Source organism: Streptomyces sp. NPDC017943 (genome assembly GCF_044328425.1).
In the GTDB taxonomy this organism is placed as follows: domain Bacteria; phylum Actinomycetota; class Actinomycetes; order Streptomycetales; family Streptomycetaceae; genus Streptomyces; species Streptomyces djakartensis_A.
Window position 1 is genome coordinate 125,871 of record NZ_JBIRHH010000013.1, and the last position, 16,782, is coordinate 142,652.

Consider the following 16,782-nt stretch of genomic DNA (forward strand, 5'->3'; position numbering starts at 1 on the left):
CCCGGACCGCCGCGCACGCACCGAGCCGCCGGCCCGGACGCACGAGAGGCCGGGCGGGGCTGAATGCCCACCCGGCCACTCGGGAACCCGCCCGGCCTCCGGTCCGTCGACCCGGCACCGCGTCCGCGTCCGGCCTCGGGTCGCGGACCGCCCGGCCTCGGGTCGCGGACCGCCCGGCGTCAGGTCGTGGACCGCCTCCGCCGCGCCCCCGGCCGCCGCTCGCTCGGCCGGGTGACCGGATCCCCGGCCTCCAGAGCCGCCGCGCGGCGCTTCGCGCCGAAGTCGGCCAGCGCCTCGGCCAGCTTGTGCACGGACGGCTCGGGAGCCATCACGTCCACCCGCAGGCCGTGCTCCTCGGCGGTCTTGGCCGTGGCCGGGCCGATGCAGGCGATCACGGTGACGTTGTGCGGCTTGCCCGCGATGCCGACCAGGTTCCGCACGGTCGACGACGAGGTGAACAGCACGGCGTCGAAACCGCCGCCCTTGATCGCCTCGCGGGTCTCCGCCGGCGGCGGCGAGGCCCGCACGGTCCGGTAGGCCGTGACGTCGTCGACCTCCCAGCCCAGCTCGATCAGCCCGGCGACCAGCGTCTCCGTGGCGATGTCCGCCCGCGGCAGGAACACCCGGTCGATCGGATCGAAGACGGGGTCGTAGGGCGGCCAGTCCTCCAGCAGGCCGGCGGCCGACTGCTCCCCGCTCGGCACCAGGTCGGGCTTCACGCCGAAGGCGATCAGCGCCTTGGCGGTCTGCTCGCCCACGGCCGCGACCTTGATGCCCGCGAAGGCACGCGCGTCGAGCCCGTACTCCTCGAACTTCTCCCGCACGGCCTTGACCGCGTTCACCGAGGTGAAGGCGATCCACTCGTAGCGGCCCGTCACCAGGCCCTTGACCGCGCGCTCCATCTGCTGGGGCGTGCGCGGCGGTTCGACGGCGATCGTCGGCACCTCGTGCGGCACGGCCCCGTACGACCGCAGCTGGTCGGAGAGCGACGCCGCCTGCTCCTTGGTACGCGGCACGAGCACCTTCCAGCCGAAGAGCGGCTTGGACTCGAACCACGCGAGCTGGTCGCGCTGGGCGGCGGAGGAACGCTCCCCGACCACGGCTATCACCGGCCGGCCGCCCTCGGGCGAGGGCAGCACCTTGAGCTGCTTCAGCGTCTGGGCGATCGTGCCGAGCGTGGCGGTCCAGGTGCGCTGCCGGGTGGTGGTACCGGCGACGGTGACCGTCATCGGGGTGTCCGGCTTGCGCCCGGCGGAGACCAGCTCCCCGGCCGCGGCGGCGACGGAGTCCAGCGTCGTGGAGACGACGACCGTGCCGTCCGACGCCCCGACCTCCGTCCAGCACCGGTCCGAGGCCGTGCGCGCGTCGACGAACCGCACGTCGGCGCCCTGCGCGTCCCGCAGCGGCACACCGGCGTAGGCGGGCACACCGACGGCGCTCGCGATGCCGGGCACCACCTCGAACGGCACGCCGGCGGCGGCGCACGCCAGCATCTCCTCGGCGGCATAGGTGTCCAGGCCGGGATCGCCGGACACCGCACGCACGACCCGCCTGCCGCCGCGCGCGGCCTCCATGACAAGATGTGCGGCATCCCGCACCGCGGGGGCGGCGACAGCGGTTGACGTGCCGTCAACCACCGTCAGCTGGGGCGCTCCTGTGCCCGGCGCCGGATCCTGTGAGGGATCGGCGTCCGTGTGCACCTCGGAGACCCCCTGCCTGGCGTGCTGACGTACGACGTCGAGCACCTCGTGCTCGGCGACGAGGACGTCCGCGTGCGCCAGCGCCTCCACGGCGCGCAGAGTCAGCAGTCCCGGATCTCCGGGTCCGGCACCCAGGAAGGTGACGTGCCCGTGTTCAGGACCGGCGGAAAGGGTGGTGGGGCTCAATGTGCTCGCTCCCCCATCAGACCGGCCGCGCCCTGGGCGAGCATCTCGGACGCGAGTGCGCGTCCGAGCGCCATGGCACCCTCGTGCGTGTCGGGCACGGGACCGGTGGTGGACAACTGCACCATGCGCGTGCCGTCGGTGGTGCCGACGACGCCGCGCAGGCGCATTTCCTTGAAAATCTGCCGGTCGGCCTGGGAGTCCCCGCGCTCCAGCGGAGCGGAGAGCGGGGGCAGGTCGGCCAACGCGCCCACGGGCGCGCTGCATCCGGCCTCCAGGGCGGCGAGCAGTGACCGCTCGGCCGTCACGGCGACCCGGGTGAAGGGGTCGTCGAGCTCGGCGAGCGCGGCGACGAGGTCCGCGTCGGCCGCGGCGCACTCGATCGCCAGGGCCCCCTGGCCGGGGGCGGGCAAAACCGTGTCGACCGACAGGAAGTCGGTCACCTCGTCACCGCGGCCGATCCGGTTCAGTCCGGCGGCGGCCAGGACGACGGCGTCGAGCTCGCCGCTGCGCACGAACCCGATGCGGGTGTCGACGTTGCCGCGGATCGCCACCGTCGCTATGTCCAGCCCGTGGCTGCGCGCGTACGCGTTGAGCTGCGCCATGCGGCGCGGCGAACCCGTGCCGATGCGTGCCCCGGCGGGCAGGTCGGTGAGCTTGCGCGCGTCCCGGGCGACGATCACGTCCCGCGGGTCCTCGCGCTCGGGCACGGCGGCCACGACGAGGTCGTCGGGCTGCGTGGTCGGCAGGTCCTTCAGCGAGTGCACCGCGAAGTCGACCTCGCCCGCGAGCAGCGCGTCGCGCAGCGCGTTGACGAACACGCCGGTGCCGCCGATCTGCGCGAGCGCCTCCCGGGAGATGTCGCCGTACGTGGTGATCTCGACGAGCTCCACGGGCCGCCCGGTCACCCGGCTCACGGCCTCGGCCACCTGCCCGGACTGGGCCATGGCGAGCCTGCTCCGCCGAGTGCCGAGCCTCAGCGCCTTGTGATTCATGCCGGGCCTCGGTCTCTCTGGGTGGTGCTTTCCCCGGCCCGGGAGACGGCGGCCACCGTCTCGGGGTCGAGGTCGAACAGGGTGCGCAGCGCGTCCGCGTACCCGGCGCCGCCGGGTTCGGCCGCGAGCTGCTTGACCCGCACGGTCGGCGCGTGCAGCAGCTTGTCCACCACGCGCCGCACGGTCTGGGTGATCTCCGCCCGGTGCTTGTCGTCGAGGCCGGGCAGCCGCCCGTCCAGCCGGGCGATCTCGCTGGCCACGACGTCCGCGGCCATGGTGCGCAGGGCGACCACGGTCGGCGTGATGTGCGCGGCCCGCAGCGCCGCCCCGAAGGCCGCGACCTCGTCGGAGACGATACGCCTGACCTGGTCCACATCGGCAGCCATCGGGGCGTCCGCGGAGGCCTCCGCGAGCGACTCGATGTCCACCAGGCGCACCCCGGCCAGCCGGTGCACGGCGGCGTCGATGTCCCGTGGCATGGCGAGGTCCAGCAGGAACAGCACGGGCTCGGGCCGCGGGGTCTGCTCGACCGGTTCGGGCCGGCGCCGCTCGGGGATCCGGCCGACGGTGGCGGCGGTCGCGGCGAGCGCGCCGATCAGCTCGGCGTCGGCCTCCGGGCTGCGGCGGGCCGCGTCCCGGCGGTCGACGGTGCCGCCGGCGACCCACGCCGCGTGCTGCTCCAGCGTGGCGGCGTCCATGCCGGCCACCGCGGCCTCGCCCATGACGGAGAAGCCGGGCTGCACGGCGGCCAGGTCGAGCGGGCAGTTGTCGTCGTTGCCGGCGGCCGGGGCGGCGGCGGGCGCCGGCCGGGGCTGCGTCGTGTCCGCGATCTCGGCGGCGGGCCGGCCCGTCCGGCCCTCGACGGCGGAGGCGATCGACTCGGCGGTCAGGACCAGGCCGGTCGCGCCGGTGCAGGAGACGGCGACGTCGGCACGTGTCAGCTCGGCCGGCACCGACTCCATCGGTACCGCGCGAGCCAGCACGTCCGTGTCGTCGCCGTCGCCGAGGATCTGTGCGAGGCGCTCGGCGCGGTCGAGGGTGCGGTTGGCGACCACGATCTCGGTGACCCCGGCCCGCGCCAGCGTGGCCGCGGCCAGCGAGGACATCGACCCGGCGCCGATGACCAGCGCCTTCTTGCCCCGGGCCCAGGTCTGCACGTCGCCGCCGGCGGCCAGCTGCTCCAGGCCGAAGGTGACCAGGGACTGGCCGGCGCGGTCGATGCCGGTCTCGGAGTGGGCGCGCTTGCCCACCCGCAGGGCCTGCTGGAACAGGTCGTTCAGCAGGCGGCCCGCGGAGTGCACGTCCTGCGCCCGGGCCAGGGAGTCCTTGATCTGGCCGAGGATCTGCCCCTCGCCGACGACCATCGAGTCCAGCCCGCAGGCCACCGAGAAGAGGTGGTGGACGGCCCGGTCCTCGTAGTGCACATAGAGATAGGGAGTGAGCTCCTCCAGGCCGACCCCGCTGTGCTGGGCGAGCAGCGTGGACAGCTCGGCGACACCGGCGTGGAACTTGTCCACGTCGGCGTAGAGCTCGATGCGGTTGCAGGTGGCGAGCACCGCGGCCTCGGTGGCCGGTTCGGCGGCGACCGTGTCCTGCAACAGCTTGACCTGCGCGTCCGCGTGCAGCGAGGCCCGTTCCAGGACGCTGACCGGGGCGCTGCGGTGGCTGAGTCCGACGACGAGGAGGCTCATGCCGGCATCACGGCGGGCATGTCCCCGTCGGGCCCCTGGTCGGCGGAGTCGCTGCGGGCGGCGGCGGGCGGCAGGGCGCCGTCGGTGTTCGCGGCCTCCTCGCCGGCCTTGCGCTGCTCGTGGAAGGCGAGGATCTGCAGCTCGATGGAGAGGTCGACCTTGCGCACGTCGACGCCCTCGGGCACGGACAGCACGGTCGGTGCGAAGTTCAGGATGGAGGTGACGCCGGCGGCCACGAGCCGGTCGCAGACGGCCTGGGCGGCGCCGGCGGGGGTGGCGATGACACCGATGGACACGCCGTTGTCCTGGATGATCTTCTCCAGGTCGTCGGAGTGCTGCACGGGGATGCCGGCGACGGGCTTGCCCGCCATGGCCGGGTCGGCGTCTATCAGCGCGGCGACGCGGAACCCGCGGGAGGCGAAGCCGCCGTAGTTGGCGAGGGCGGCGCCGAGGTTGCCGATACCGACGATCACGACCGGCCAGTCCTGGGTGAGCCCCAGTTCGCGGGAGATCTGGTACACGAGATACTCGACGTCGTAGCCGACGCCCCGGGTCCCGTAGGAGCCGAGGTAGGAGAAGTCCTTGCGCAGCTTCGCGGAGTTGACCCCCGCGGCGGCCGCGAGCTCCTCGGAGGAGACCGTGGGCACCGAGCGCTCCGACAGTGCGGTCAGAGCGCGGAGGTACAGCGGAAGCCGGGCGACGGTGGCCTCGGGAATCCCTCGGCTGCGGGTCGCCGGTCGGTGAGTTCGGCCAGTTGCCACGGTGCTCCTGCGGGTAGAGCGGGGCTGTAGGCGGTCATACGTCCCTACATGACCGCCCCGTCGAAAGCAGGCTATGTCTTTGTGAACGCGTGCACAAAGATGGTGTCCGATTTGCCCGCCCAACGTGACCGGGCTCACGCGCCCCCGGCGCACGCCCGGGGAACCGGCGCACAGCCACCACCGTTCCTTCGCTTCTGGGGGCAAAACCGCACACTCTCCTCTGTGAATCCCGCCCCCGAGACCAAGCCACCATCGATCCTAAGCGACTCACGGACCTCTTTGTACTGATCAGTCAGTCACCTCACGGCGGTCTCAGCCGGTCAGCGCCTTGCGCAGGCGGTCCTCGTTCACGCGCCAGAACGTGTGCTGCCGGCCGTCCACCAGCACCACCGGGATCTGCTCCCAGTACCGGTCGTGCAGTTCGCGGTCCTCGGTGATGTCCTTCTGCTCCCAGGGGACGCCCAGATCGCCGCACACCTTCTCCACCACGACCTGTGCGTCATCACACAGATGACAGCCGGGCTTGCGGATGAGCGTGACGAGGCGGTCCCCGGGGGTTCTGCGACGCAACAGTGGGCTCATGCCGGCCATTGTCGCGCGCCCGCGCCCGGGAGGAAGCCGGCCGGAACGCCGGGGACACGCCGGGCGGCCCGGCGCGGTCCGGCCGCGACCGACGCCGCCCTCGCCCAGAGTTCACGTGCTCCCAACCTCTCGGCTCCGGAACCTGCGCACGGAATGGCTATGCTCACGCCATGGCCGCTCTCGGATGGCTCACCCCCCGTAGGCGCTCCGCCACGGCGCGGAGCGTGTTGGCAGGCGAGGCCTCGGCGGAGGCAGCGCGCAAGTCCACGCAGGAAGCCGCCGCCACCACCGCGGAACCGCAGTTCCCCGTGCACGGCGACGACCGGGCCGCCGCCTTCTTCGACCTGGACAACACCGTCATGCAGGGTGCCGCCCTCTTCCACTTCGGACGGGGCCTGTACAAGCGCAAGTTCTTCGAGACGCGCGAACTCGCCCGGTTCGCCTGGCAGCAGGCCTGGTTCCGGCTGGCCGGGGTCGAGGACCCCGAGCACATGCAGGAGGCCCGCGAGTCGGCGCTGTCCATCGTCAAGGGCCACCGCGTCGCCGAACTCCAGTCGATCGGCGAGGAGATCTACGACGAGTACATGGCCGAGCGCATCTGGCCCGGCACCCGCGCCCTCGCCCAGGCCCACCTGGACGCGGGCCAGAAGGTGTGGCTGGTGACGGCCGCCCCCGTGGAGATCGCCCAGGTGATCGCCCGCCGCCTCGGCCTGACCGGCGCCCTCGGCACGGTCGCCGAGTCCGTCGACGGCGTCTACACCGGCAAGCTCGTCGGCGAACCGCTGCACGGACCCGCCAAGGCCGAGGCGGTCCGCGCCCTGGCCGCCGCGGAGGGACTGGACCTCGGCCGCTGCGCCGCCTACAGCGACTCGCACAACGACATCCCGATGCTCTCGCTGGTCGGCCACCCCTACGCCATCAACCCGGACGCCAAGCTGCGCAGGCACGCCCGCGAGCTGGACTGGCGCCTGCGCGACTACCGCACCGGCCGCAAGGCCGCCAAGGTCGGCATCCCGGCCGCGGCGGGCGTCGGCGCGGTGGCCGGCGGCACGGCGGCCGCGATCGCCCTGCACCGCCGCCGCCGTTGACGACCCAGCGTGATCAAACCGGGGCACCGATGTTTGCGGCCTGACAATCCGCGTAAATCCAACTGGCGTACCCCCACAACCTCGTGTCCAGTCCTCTTGGCTGCACACGGCCACAACACGCCCTGGACCCAGTCGTGATCCGAAGCATTGCGATCAACACTCGTTCATGATCTGACACTTGATGCGGCGTCAATCGGTTACGGAAGCGACGTAATCGATGATTTGAGCAACTCGGTGTAGCAGTGCCTGCACGAAGCGTTATTCTCCTCAGACGCAATCCGGTACCCCTCCGTCGCTACGACGGGTGAAAGGTCCCGCACTGCACGTGATGGAAGCTCTGCCTCTGGGAGTCCCGTGTACCCACACGTCGGGGTTGACGCCTCGGGCCTGGCTACGCTGCGCGCAACGGTCCTCGACCTGTTGCGCGGCTTCGTCCCCACCGCGTACGCCGTCCCCGCATTCGCCACCGCCGCGCCGCTCGGCCCGTGCTACGCACTGGCCGAGGGCAGCGCCGCGGTCGGCAGACGAGGCCGCCCGTCCGGGGCGGCCACCGCCCGCCGCCCGGCGGCGGACAGCGACAGCGCCCGGATGATGGACCTCGTGGAGCGCGCCCAGGCCGGCGAGGCCGACGCCTTCGGCCGCCTCTACGACCAGTACAGCGACACCGTCTACCGGTACATCTACTACCGGGTCGGCGGGAAGGCGACCGCCGAGGACCTCACCAGCGAGACCTTCCTGCGCGCGCTGCGCCGCATCGGCACCTTCACCTGGCAGGGCCGCGACTTCGGCGCCTGGCTCGTGACGATCGCCCGCAACCTGGTCGCGGACCACTTCAAGTCCAGCCGCTTCCGCCTCGAGGTCACCACCGGCGAGATGCTCGACGCCAACGAGGTCGAGCGCTCCCCCGAGGACTCCGTCCTGGAGTCCCTGTCGAACGCCGCCCTGCTCGACGCCGTGCGGCGACTCAACCCCCAGCAGCAGGAGTGTGTGACGCTGCGCTTCCTCCAGGGCCTGTCCGTCGCCGAGACGGCCCGCGTCATGGGCAAGAACGAGGGCGCCATCAAGACGCTCCAGTACCGGGCCGTGCGCACCCTGGCCCGGCTGCTCCCGGAAGACGCCCGCTGACGGCCGGGCACGCTGGGCGACGTTCAACTCACTTTTCGTGACAGCGCGTTGACTTCGGCATCCGATCATCCGGGATCCGTAACCCAAGTGCCGCGCCGCTCGTTGTGCGGGATGCAGGCTCCCTGTGGTCACCCCCTGGCTGACACCGATCACCCGTTCGTGTGGTCGTGCCCGGGGTGTGCAACCCTCAGGACCCCCTGGGGAGTCGACCGTGATGACGAGAGGAGGTGCCGCCAGTGATCGCGAACGTATCGGCGCACCGGCGGGCGAACGCCTTCGCCCAGGCCCTGGAGGAGCAGTCCGAGCCGGGCACGGCGGCCGAGCAGTCCGAAGGCCCGGCACCGGCACCGGCGGCCGGGGAACCGGCCGAGGGGTCACGCCTGCTGGCGCTGGCCTCCGGTCTCGGCGCGCTGCCCAAGCCGGAGCTCGACCCGGAGGTCAAGGTCGTTCAGCGGGCCCAGCTGGTGGCCGCGTTCGAGGCCATGCTCCAGGAGGGCACCGCGGGCGCCGGGGCGACGGACCGCGCGGTCCCCGGACAGCGCTCCACCCGGGCCCGCGGCGCCCATCGCGCGAGTTCGCTGAAGAAGTTCCGGCCGCGCTCCCGCCTCGCCAAGGGCCTCACCGCCGGCGGACTGAGCGTCGGCGTGGCCGCGAGCGCCCTCGGCGGGGTCTCCGCCGCCAGCTCCGACGCCCTGCCCGGTGACTCGCTCTACGGCCTCAAGCGCGGCATCGAGGACGTCAAGCTCGGTCTCGCCGACGGGGCGGACGAGCGCGGCCGGGTCTACCTGGACCACGCCTCCACGCGCCTCAGCGAGGCCCGCCGGCTGCTGGAGCGGGGCCGCAGCGGCCCCCTGGACCACGAGTCCCTGGGCGAGATCCGCCGCGCCCTGTCCGGCATGCGGCACGACGCGTCCGAGGGCCACCGGCTGCTGAGCGAGGCCTACCAGCGCGACCCGGACTCCCTCGGGCCCATCCAGGCCCTGTCCGCGTTCTCCAGCTCCCACCGCAAGGCCTGGGGCGAACTGCGCGAGAGACTCCCCGTCCAGCTCGGGGACGTCGGCGAGCAGGTGACATCGGTGTTCGACGCCATAGACGAGGACGTGGCCCCGCTGCGCTCCCTGCTCCCCGAGCCCCCGGCCAGGGGCGGTGGCGGAGCCCGCGAGCGGCAGGGCGCCTCCGAGTCCGCGCCCGCCGGCCCCTCCGGCACGGACGACCGCTCGACGCGCCCCGGCGACAGCGGCGGCCGGCACAGCGACAAGGGCAGCACCGGCAGCGGCAGCCCCAGCCGCTCGGCCGGTTCCGGCAAGGACGACGACGGCCTGCTCGGCGGCAACACCGGCGGCCTCCTCGACCCGCCGAAGGACAGCGAGGCCAGCACCTCCCCGTCCGCGGACGGCGCCACTCCCGCCCCCGAGCCGGATGTGACGCTCCCGCCGCTCCTGCCGGGCCTGCTGCCCGGCCTGGGCATCGACAGCGAGGACGCCGACTGACCGGCGGCAGAACAGTGGGGGCGCCCCTTCGGCAAGGGGCGCCCCCATCGTCGTACCCGAGGATCCCGCAGGTCAGAAGAAGACCGACCGCCGCTGCACCAGCAGCTTGTACAGGGTGTGCTGGATCTGCTCCCTGACCTGGTCGGTCAGGTTGAACATCAGCATCGGGTCCTCGGCCGCCTCGGGCGGATAGGCGTCGGTCGGGATCGGCTCACCGAACTGGATCGTCCACTTCGTCGGCAGCGGAACCGCCCCGAGCGGCCCGAGCCAGGGGAACGTGGGCGTGAGCGGGAAGTACGGGAAGCCCAGCAGCCGGGCGAGGGTCTTGGCGTTGCCGATCATCGGGTAGATCTCCTCCGCCCCGACGATCGAGCACGGGATGATCGGCGTCCCCGCGCGCAGGGCCGTGGAGACGAAGCCGCCACGGCCGAAGCGCTGCAGCTTGTAGCGGTCGGCGAAGGGCTTGCCGAGCCCTTTGAAGCCTTCCGGCATCACCCCGACCAGCTCGCCCTGCTCCAGCAGCCGCGCCGCGTCCTCCGCGCAGGCCAGGGTGTGACCGAGCTTGCGGGCCAGCTCGTTGACGACCGGCAGCATGAACACCAGGTCCGCGGCCAGGAGGCGCAGGTGCCGGCCCGCGGGGTGGTTGTCGTGCACGGCGACCTGCATCATCAGGCCGTCCATCGGCAGGGTCCCGGAGTGGTTTGCGACGATCAGGGCGCCGCCCTCCGACGGGATGTTCTCGACGCCCTTCACCTCGACCCGGAAGTACTTCTCGTACAGCGGGCGCAGCAGCGACATCAGGACCTGGTCGGTCAGTTCCTCGTCGTAGCCGAAGTCGTCGACCTCGTAGTCGCCGGTGAGGCGGCGCCGCAGGAAGGCCAGACCGCCGGCGATCCGCCGCTCCAGGGCGCTCTCGCCGTCCGGCTCCCGCCGCGGCTGCTCCCCGGTGGGGCCGGGCATGTCCTCCGGCGCGGCGGCACCGGTGGGCAGGGGCTGCACCTCACGGACCGGTGCCGGATCCGTGCCCGGGCGGCGGCTGCCCGCGCTGCGGCGGCGCTGGGGGCGCTGCGCCGCACCGCCCCGGGACCGGTCGTCGTCGAACGGAATGACCTTGGCGTCCGCCATCGTTGATGCGCTCCTCAGTTGGCGCTCTGCGTCGGAAGGTGGTCGCCGCCCGCGAGGGGCAGCGCGGCGATCCGGTCGACGGCCCCCGCGACAGCCTCCGGTGGGAGGAGTCCGGGACTCTGGTTGCGGGCGAAGTCCGCGAACGTCTCCGCGGTCGTGTACTTGGGCCGGAAACCCAGCGTCTCGCGCATCTGGCCCGTGGACACGACCCTGCCGTGGGTCAGCAGCCGGATCTGCTCGGGCGAGAAGTCCGACATCCCCAGCGTACGCACCAGCGAGCCCGCCCAAGTGACCGCGGGGAGCAGCAGGGGCACGGTCGGGCGTCCCAGGCGCCGGGAGCACTGGGAGAGCAGCAGCACGCCGTCCCCGGCGATGTTGAAGGTGCCGCTGTTGAGGGTGCCGCGCCTCGGCTCGTGCGAGGCGATGCGCAGCACCTCGATCACGTCGTCCTCGTGCACGAACTGCAACCGCGGGTCGTAGCCGAACACGGTGGGCAGCACGGGCAGCGCGAAGTACGAGGCGAGCGGGGTGTCCGCGGTCGGGCCGAGGATGTTGGCGAACCGCAGCACGCACACCGCCACGTCCGGCCGACGGCGCGCGAAGCCCCGGACGTAGCCCTCGACCTCGCAGGTGTCCTTGGCGAAGCCGCCGCTGGGCAGGGACTTGGGCGGAGTCGTCTCGGTGAAGACGGCGGGGTCGCGGGGCGCGGAGCCGTAGACGTTGGTGCTGGACTTCACGACCAGCCGCTGGACCGCCGGGGACTTCTGGCAGGCACCGAGCAGCTGCATGGTGCCGATGACGTTGGTCTCCTTCAGGGAGGCCCGGTTGCCGCTGCCCAGCGGGGTGCCCGTCACGTCGAGGTGGACGACGGTGTCGGCGCCCGTCTCGGCGAGGACCCGCGCGATGCCGGGCTGGCGGATGTCGGCCTGGACGAAGTCCGCGCCGCCCAGGTGGTGCTCGGGCGGGACCGCGTCCACGGCGACGACCCGGTCGACGTCGGGGTCACGCTGGATCCGCCGGACGAACCGGCCCCCCAGCTGGCGGGCCACTCCGGTGACGAGCACGACCTTGCCCAAGATCAGCGCCTTCCTTCAGAAACGTCCTGTCCCGCCGCGTTCCCCCGTGGGGCCAACTTAGCGGGTCGGCGTCGCACTGTGATGACCGCCGGATGCGCGAAGTGACAGATGCAGCCGGACGCAGGAGCCGGACACGCGTGTGGCCCCCCACCGGACGGTGGGGGGCCACAGCAACGCTCTCGCGTCGTCCGCGTCGCGAACCTACTTCTTGTTGCGACGCTGGACGCGCGTGCGCTTGAGCAGCTTGCGGTGCTTCTTCTTAGCCATCCGCTTGCGCCGCTTCTTGATAACAGAGCCCACGACTACCCTCGCTCACTTCTCATCACTCGGTGTTTGGGCGCCATGGGCCCATACGACCTACGAGGGGCCAGCCTACCCGCCCGAGCGCTGAGGTCGTAATCGAGGGGGCCGGGGAGATCCCCAAGTGCCCTGCGGGGCCTCCCCGCCCCAGCCGTCAGGCGGTTTCCACCCCCACGTAACTCTCGCGGAGGTACTCGTGAACCGCTTGCTCGGGGACGCGGAAGGACCGCCCCACCCGGATCGCGGGCAGATGACCGCTGTGCACCAACCGGTACACGGTCATCTTCGACACTCGCATCACCGAGGCGACTTCCGCCACGGTAAGGAACTGAACCTCGTTCAGAGGCCTCTCGCCAGCTGCAGCCATGACACACCTGAACCTTCCGCACTCGACGGCCACCGGCTTCCCCTTCCGGTGACTCTTCGTCGCTGCGTGCTCACTCCCCAATGTAGGGGCGGGTGATGCGAGTGGGGAAGAGGTGCACCCATCGGCGGCCTACTGTGACAGACACGCCCGATTGAGTACGTAGCGGGTCAGCGGCAGGTAGTAATCGGATCGCACGCCGTCATCGAGCGGGACCGCGACGGACACGGACCCCTCGGCCTCCCCCACGAACGGCGCCGGGTCGTCCGAGTCGGCCGGCCCGATGGCCTCGAACCCCAGCTGACCTGCCCCGCAGACCCATCCGTGGTCGCCGATCACCAGCTCGGGCAGGGGCCCGCCGGCCTCCGCGGCCGCGGCCAGCGCGGTGCGTACCGGGAGAGGTGAGTGCGTATGTGCGCCGGGCTCACAACCGGGGCGTTCGGGGGCGGGGGTCCGCACGAGCGCGACTTTCCGTACGTAGTCCAGAGTGAACGTACGTAGGCCGAACCGGGTCGTTATGTCGACACAGCGACCCTGCGCCGGTGTGAGGACAACACATCCCGCCGCCGACAGGGCGTCTGCCAGAGCGGCGTAGAAGCCGAGCAGCCGGTGCGGGTGGCCGGTGCCGAGCAGCACGGGGGCGCCCCGCCGCGCGGCGTCGCCGAGCCGGTCCGCGAAGGCGTCCAGGGCCGCCACGGTCCGGGCCGGGTCGATCACGTCCTGGCCGGACGTACGCCGGTGATCGGCCGAGACACCGCACCGGTCCGCCATCAGCTCCAGCAACTCCCGCTGCTGCCAGGCACCTTCCGGGTCGATGCCGAGCAGCACCCGGGGGTCCCGGGCCGCGAAGAGCCGGTAGCGCCGCAGGCTACCCTCCCGGGAGGTCGCCACGGTCCCGGCCAGCCGTGCGCCCACGAGGTGCGCACGGAGGACTTGCGGGGTCAGCACGAACCGATCGTGCGCGACCGCGCCCCGACCTGTCCCCGGAACGCCCGAACACCGCACGGACGGCCTACGCCGATCCCGGCGCCCCCGGTCCCGGTGCTCCCCGGCCCCGCAGGCCCCGGCCCCGCGCCACGGCGCCGTACGGCACGCACGGCCCGCCCGGCCCGCCCGGCACCGCTCAGGCCAGCAGCCCCCGCAGCGGGAACACCGCCCGCCGGGCCGCCAGGACCGCCTGGTCGAGCCGGTCGGCCGGGTCGTAGCCCTCCTCCCAGGCGGACCAGCCGACGGGCCACCGGCCGTCCGTCATACGGGCCGGCGCCAACTGCCGCGTCCTGGCGAACACTTCCTGCCGCCACGCCTCGGGGATCATCGCCTCGGGCTCCACGGCCCGGCCCGCGGCGATCGCGACCAGGTGCGTCCAGGACCGCGGGACGACGTCCACCACCGCATAACCACCCCCGCCCAGGGCCACCCACCGCCCGTCGGCGTGCTCGTGCGCCAGGTCGTGACAGGCCACCTGCACCGCCCGCTGCGCGTCCAGCGACACCGCCAGGTGCGCCAGCGGGTCCTCGAAGTGCGTGTCGGCCCCGTGCTGCGTCACCAGCACCTGCGGCCGGAAGTCGGCGATCAGCTCCGGCACGACCGCGTGGAACGCCCGCAGCCAGCCCGCGTCGCCGGTGCCGGCCGGCAGCGCCACGTTCACCGCCGACCCCTCGGCCGAGTCCGCCCCGGTCTCCTCCGGCCACCCGGTCTGCGGGAACAGCGTCCGCGGGTGTTCGTGCAGGGAGATCGTCAGCACCCGCGGGTCCTCCCAGAACGCCGCCTGCACCCCGTCCCCGTGGTGCACATCGACGTCGACGTACGCGACCCGCTCGGCGCCCAGCTCCAGCAGCCGGGCGATGGCGAGGGAGGCGTCGTTGTAGATGCAGAAGCCGGAGGCACCGCCCGGCATCGCGTGGTGCAGCCCACCCGCGAAGTTCACGGCGTGCAGCGCCTCGCCTCGCCACACGGCCTCCGCCGCCCCCACCGACTGCCCGGCGATCAGCGAGGACACCTCGTGCATCCCGGCGAACGCCGGATCGTCCATGGTCCCCAGCCCGTACGACTGGTCCGCGGCCCCCGGGTCCGCCGAGGCCGCCTTCACGGCGTCGATGTAGTCCTCCCGGTGGACGAGCCGCAGCGTCGACTCCCCGGCCGCCTTGGCGGCGACCACGTCCACCTCCCGGTCCAGCCCGAAGGCATCGACCAGCCTCCGGGTCAGGGCGAGCCGGACCGGGTCCATCGGATGGCCCGGGCCGAAGTCATAGCCCGTTACTGCCTCGTCCCACATCAGCTGTGCGCGGCCGCTCATGCCCGCCACCGTATCGGTCCGGTTGAGGCGCGAACGACCGGGCGTACACGAGCGTCACCAGCACCAACACCATCGGCACCAGCATGGCCCCGCGGTAGCTCCACGCATCCCCGAGCGCCCCCACCAGCGGCGAACCGATCAGGAACCCCACGTAGTTGAAGACGTTCAGCCGCGCCACGGCCGCGTCCGACGCCCCCGGGAACAGTCTCCCGGCCGCCGCGAACGTCTGCGGCACCAGCACGCACAACCCCACCCCCAGCAGCGTGAATCCCAGCATCCCGACCCACGCCCCGGGCGCCACCGCCACCACGGCGAACCCGCCGGCCGCCACCACCGCCCCGCCCCGCACCACCGCGACGGCCCCGAACCGCCGCACCCCGAAGTCCCCGATCGCCCGCCCCAGCAGCGTGGTGACCATGTACACGTTGTACGGCACGGTCGCCATCTGCTCGGAACTCCCCAGCACGTCCTGGAGGTACTTCGCACTCCAGTTGGAGACGGTCGAGTCCCCGATGTACGCCACCGTCATCACCAGGCACAACGGCAGCAGCAACCGGAAGACCAGCACCTGCCCCTCACCGGCCTGCTCCGCGGCGACCGCCACCGCGCCCCGGCCGTCGTCGGCGTACCAACGGCTCCCCACCAGCACCGCGGGCAGCAGCACCGCCACGACCGGCAGGTACGACACCCACAGCGCCAGATCCCAGTGCGCCCCCGCCCACGCCAGCGAGGCCCCGACGATCCCGCCCAGGCTGTAGGCCGCGTGGAAGCTCAGCATGATGCTGCGCCCGTACGACCGCTGAAGGCTCACCCCGAGCATGTTCATCGACGCGTCCAGCACACCGACGGCCAGCCCGAACGCGGCGAGCGCGACGGCGAGTCCGGCCATCCGCTCCCCGGCACCCACGCCGAGCAGCGCCAGCAGCACCACGGGCTGGGACCACCGCAGCAGCCGGCTGGGCGGTATCCGCTTCACCAGCCGCTCGGTCGTCACACTGCCGATCCCGGCCAGGACCGGCACCGCCGCGAGGAAGGCCGGCAGCAGCGCGTCGGACACCCCGTACCGGTCCTGGATGGCGGGGATCCGCGTCACCAGCAGAGCGAAGGCGACACCCTGCACGAAGAAGCTGAACGCCAACGAGGCCCGGCCGCGCCGCAGCACATCAGTCATGGCGGCGAGCGTAGGGCCCCGGACTACCCGTGGGTAGATCCGGCCAAAGATGAATTCCCCTCAACTTCACCGGGCGCGGGGAGCTCAGGCCAGCAGGTCGATCAGCTCCCCCATGTCGGAGAAGAGACCACGGCACCCGGCCAGCCGGTCCGCCGGCGTCATGGCGGTGAACCCGTACACGTCCATCCCCGCCGCGACGGCCGCCTGCACGCCCAGCGGACTGTCCTCCACGACGACACACCGCTCGGGCGGCACACCCATCCGCTGCGCCGCGTACAGGAAGAGGTCGGGAGCCGGCTTCCCCCGCCCCACGTCCTGCGAGCTGAACACCCGTCCTTCGTCGAACCACCGGTCCAGCCCGGTCGTCCGGTGTCCCACCCGGATCCGCTCATGGCTCCCGGACGACGCCACGCAGTACGGCACCGCGTCGGCGGTGAGCTTCTGCAGCACGTCCTCGACGCCCTCGACCGGCTTCAGGTCCCGCTCGAAGGCCGCGAACACCCGAGCGTGGAAGACGTCGTCGAAGTCCTCGGGCAACCGCCGCCCGGTCCGCTCCTCCACCAGGTCGTGCACGCGGTGCATCGCGGACCCCATGTAATCGCGCAGGGACTCCTCATAGGTCGTCGCGTGCCCCAGCTCGGTGAGGTAGGCGGCCAGGTGCCGGTTGGAGATCGGCTCACTGTCGACGAGCACACCGTCATTGTCGAAGATCACGAGGTCATAGCGCATGAACAGACCCTAAACGCAGAAAACCCCCGCATCTTTCGATGCGGGGGTTTTCCCAACAATTGTTCGGCGGCGTCCTACTCTCCCACAGGGTCCCCCCTGCAGTACC

Annotated in this window: 16 protein-coding genes; 3 read left to right on the forward strand and 13 right to left on the reverse strand. The window is 72.4% G+C overall.

From position 1 onward, the window contains the following. Window positions 1-179: 179 nt before the first annotated feature. The 5 genes from ACH4C6_RS32070 to ACH4C6_RS32090 all read right to left on the reverse strand — a co-directional run bounded on the left by ACH4C6_RS32070 (window position 180) and on the right by ACH4C6_RS32090 (window position 5,921). The gene (locus ACH4C6_RS32070; RefSeq protein WP_333936067.1) at window positions 180-1,886 is read right to left on the reverse strand and encodes a bifunctional uroporphyrinogen-III C-methyltransferase/uroporphyrinogen-III synthase; all 1,707 of its coding nucleotides are present in this window, start codon (window positions 1,884-1,886) and stop codon (window positions 180-182) included. Next, window positions 1,883-2,878, reverse strand: coding sequence for a hydroxymethylbilane synthase (gene hemC, locus ACH4C6_RS32075; RefSeq protein WP_398112167.1), 996 nt, complete (start codon window positions 2,876-2,878; stop codon window positions 1,883-1,885). Before hemC ends, ACH4C6_RS32070 begins: the two co-directional genes overlap by 4 nt. Then, window positions 2,875-4,569 (reverse strand): glutamyl-tRNA reductase, encoded by a 1,695-nt coding sequence (locus tag ACH4C6_RS32080; protein ID WP_398112168.1) that lies wholly within the window; start codon window positions 4,567-4,569, stop codon window positions 2,875-2,877. Before ACH4C6_RS32080 ends, hemC begins: the two co-directional genes overlap by 4 nt. Further along, entirely contained in the window at window positions 4,566-5,330 is a 765-nt protein-coding gene (locus tag ACH4C6_RS32085) for a redox-sensing transcriptional repressor Rex (protein ID WP_369195832.1), read from the reverse strand. Before ACH4C6_RS32085 ends, ACH4C6_RS32080 begins: the two co-directional genes overlap by 4 nt. Before the next feature lie 312 nt (window positions 5,331-5,642). Beyond that, the gene (locus ACH4C6_RS32090) at window positions 5,643-5,921 is read right to left on the reverse strand and encodes a glutaredoxin family protein (protein ID WP_398112169.1); all 279 of its coding nucleotides are present in this window, start codon (window positions 5,919-5,921) and stop codon (window positions 5,643-5,645) included. Window positions 5,922-6,082: 161 nt separating this feature from the next. Here ACH4C6_RS32090 and ACH4C6_RS32095 point away from each other — a divergent pair, with 161 nt between their 5' ends. From ACH4C6_RS32095 to ACH4C6_RS32105, 3 genes are all read left to right on the forward strand, one after another. Next, window positions 6,083-7,000 carry an HAD family hydrolase gene (locus ACH4C6_RS32095; protein WP_398112170.1) on the forward strand — a complete coding sequence of 306 codons (918 nt, stop codon included), beginning with the start codon at window positions 6,083-6,085 and terminating at the stop codon, window positions 6,998-7,000. Between the two features lie 354 nt (window positions 7,001-7,354). Then, window positions 7,355-8,125, forward strand: coding sequence for an ECF subfamily RNA polymerase sigma factor, BldN family (locus ACH4C6_RS32100; protein ID WP_333936061.1), 771 nt, complete (start codon window positions 7,355-7,357; stop codon window positions 8,123-8,125). A 236-nt stretch (window positions 8,126-8,361) separates the two neighbouring features. Beyond that, on the forward strand, window positions 8,362-9,615 hold the full coding sequence (locus ACH4C6_RS32105; protein ID WP_398112171.1) for a DUF5667 domain-containing protein: 1,254 nt from the start codon (window positions 8,362-8,364) through the stop codon (window positions 9,613-9,615). Window positions 9,616-9,687: 72 nt separating this feature from the next. Here ACH4C6_RS32105 and ACH4C6_RS32110 read toward each other — a convergent pair whose 3' ends face one another. The 8 genes from ACH4C6_RS32110 to ACH4C6_RS32145 all read right to left on the reverse strand — a co-directional run bounded on the left by ACH4C6_RS32110 (window position 9,688) and on the right by ACH4C6_RS32145 (window position 16,676). After that, window positions 9,688-10,740, reverse strand: a complete 1,053-nt coding sequence (locus ACH4C6_RS32110; protein WP_398112172.1) for a lysophospholipid acyltransferase family protein — start codon at window positions 10,738-10,740, stop codon at window positions 9,688-9,690. A 14-nt stretch (window positions 10,741-10,754) separates the two neighbouring features. Continuing rightward, a complete protein-coding gene (locus tag ACH4C6_RS32115; RefSeq protein ID WP_398112173.1) occupies window positions 10,755-11,816 on the reverse strand; it encodes an NAD-dependent epimerase/dehydratase family protein in 1,062 nt (353 codons plus the stop codon). Between the two features lie 201 nt (window positions 11,817-12,017). After that, window positions 12,018-12,116: a 30S ribosomal protein bS22 gene (locus tag ACH4C6_RS32120; RefSeq protein ID WP_003948845.1), complete on the reverse strand. Its 99-nt coding sequence runs from the start codon at window positions 12,114-12,116 to the stop codon at window positions 12,018-12,020. 154 nt (window positions 12,117-12,270) lie between these two features. Beyond that, window positions 12,271-12,483, reverse strand: coding sequence for a helix-turn-helix domain-containing protein (locus ACH4C6_RS32125; protein WP_004984898.1), 213 nt, complete (start codon window positions 12,481-12,483; stop codon window positions 12,271-12,273). A 129-nt stretch (window positions 12,484-12,612) separates the two neighbouring features. Continuing rightward, on the reverse strand, window positions 12,613-13,428 hold the full coding sequence (locus tag ACH4C6_RS32130; RefSeq protein ID WP_398112174.1) for a phosphatase: 816 nt from the start codon (window positions 13,426-13,428) through the stop codon (window positions 12,613-12,615). Window positions 13,429-13,603: 175 nt separating this feature from the next. Continuing rightward, a complete protein-coding gene (locus ACH4C6_RS32135; RefSeq protein WP_398112175.1) occupies window positions 13,604-14,776 on the reverse strand; it encodes an acetoin utilization protein AcuC in 1,173 nt (390 codons plus the stop codon). Beyond that, a complete protein-coding gene (locus ACH4C6_RS32140) occupies window positions 14,727-15,947 on the reverse strand; it encodes an MFS transporter (protein ID WP_398112176.1) in 1,221 nt (406 codons plus the stop codon). Before ACH4C6_RS32140 ends, ACH4C6_RS32135 begins: the two co-directional genes overlap by 50 nt. Before the next feature lie 84 nt (window positions 15,948-16,031). Further along, entirely contained in the window at window positions 16,032-16,676 is a 645-nt protein-coding gene (locus tag ACH4C6_RS32145) for an HAD family hydrolase (protein ID WP_398112178.1), read from the reverse strand. Between the last annotated feature and the right edge of the window lie 106 nt (window positions 16,677-16,782).

Excerpts from the sequence above, each read along its gene's own strand:
- hemC (WP_398112167.1), bottom strand. The coding sequence starts at position 2,878 with ATGAATCACAAGGCGCTGAGGCTCGGCACTCGGCGGAGCAGGCTCGCC.
- ACH4C6_RS32080 (WP_398112168.1), bottom strand. The coding sequence starts at position 4,569 with ATGAGCCTCCTCGTCGTCGGACTCAGCCACCGCAGCGCCCCGGTCAGC.
- ACH4C6_RS32090 (WP_398112169.1), bottom strand. The coding sequence starts at position 5,921 with ATGGCCGGCATGAGCCCACTGTTGCGTCGCAGAACCCCCGGGGACCGC.
- ACH4C6_RS32095 (WP_398112170.1), top strand. The coding sequence starts at position 6,083 with ATGGCCGCTCTCGGATGGCTCACCCCCCGTAGGCGCTCCGCCACGGCG.
- ACH4C6_RS32110 (WP_398112172.1), bottom strand. The coding sequence starts at position 10,740 with ATGGCGGACGCCAAGGTCATTCCGTTCGACGACGACCGGTCCCGGGGC.
- ACH4C6_RS32125 (WP_004984898.1), bottom strand. The coding sequence starts at position 12,483 with ATGGCTGCAGCTGGCGAGAGGCCTCTGAACGAGGTTCAGTTCCTTACC.
- ACH4C6_RS32135 (WP_398112175.1), bottom strand. The coding sequence starts at position 14,776 with ATGAGCGGCCGCGCACAGCTGATGTGGGACGAGGCAGTAACGGGCTAT.
- ACH4C6_RS32140 (WP_398112176.1), bottom strand. The coding sequence starts at position 15,947 with ATGACTGATGTGCTGCGGCGCGGCCGGGCCTCGTTGGCGTTCAGCTTC.
- ACH4C6_RS32145 (WP_398112178.1), bottom strand. The coding sequence starts at position 16,676 with ATGCGCTATGACCTCGTGATCTTCGACAATGACGGTGTGCTCGTCGAC.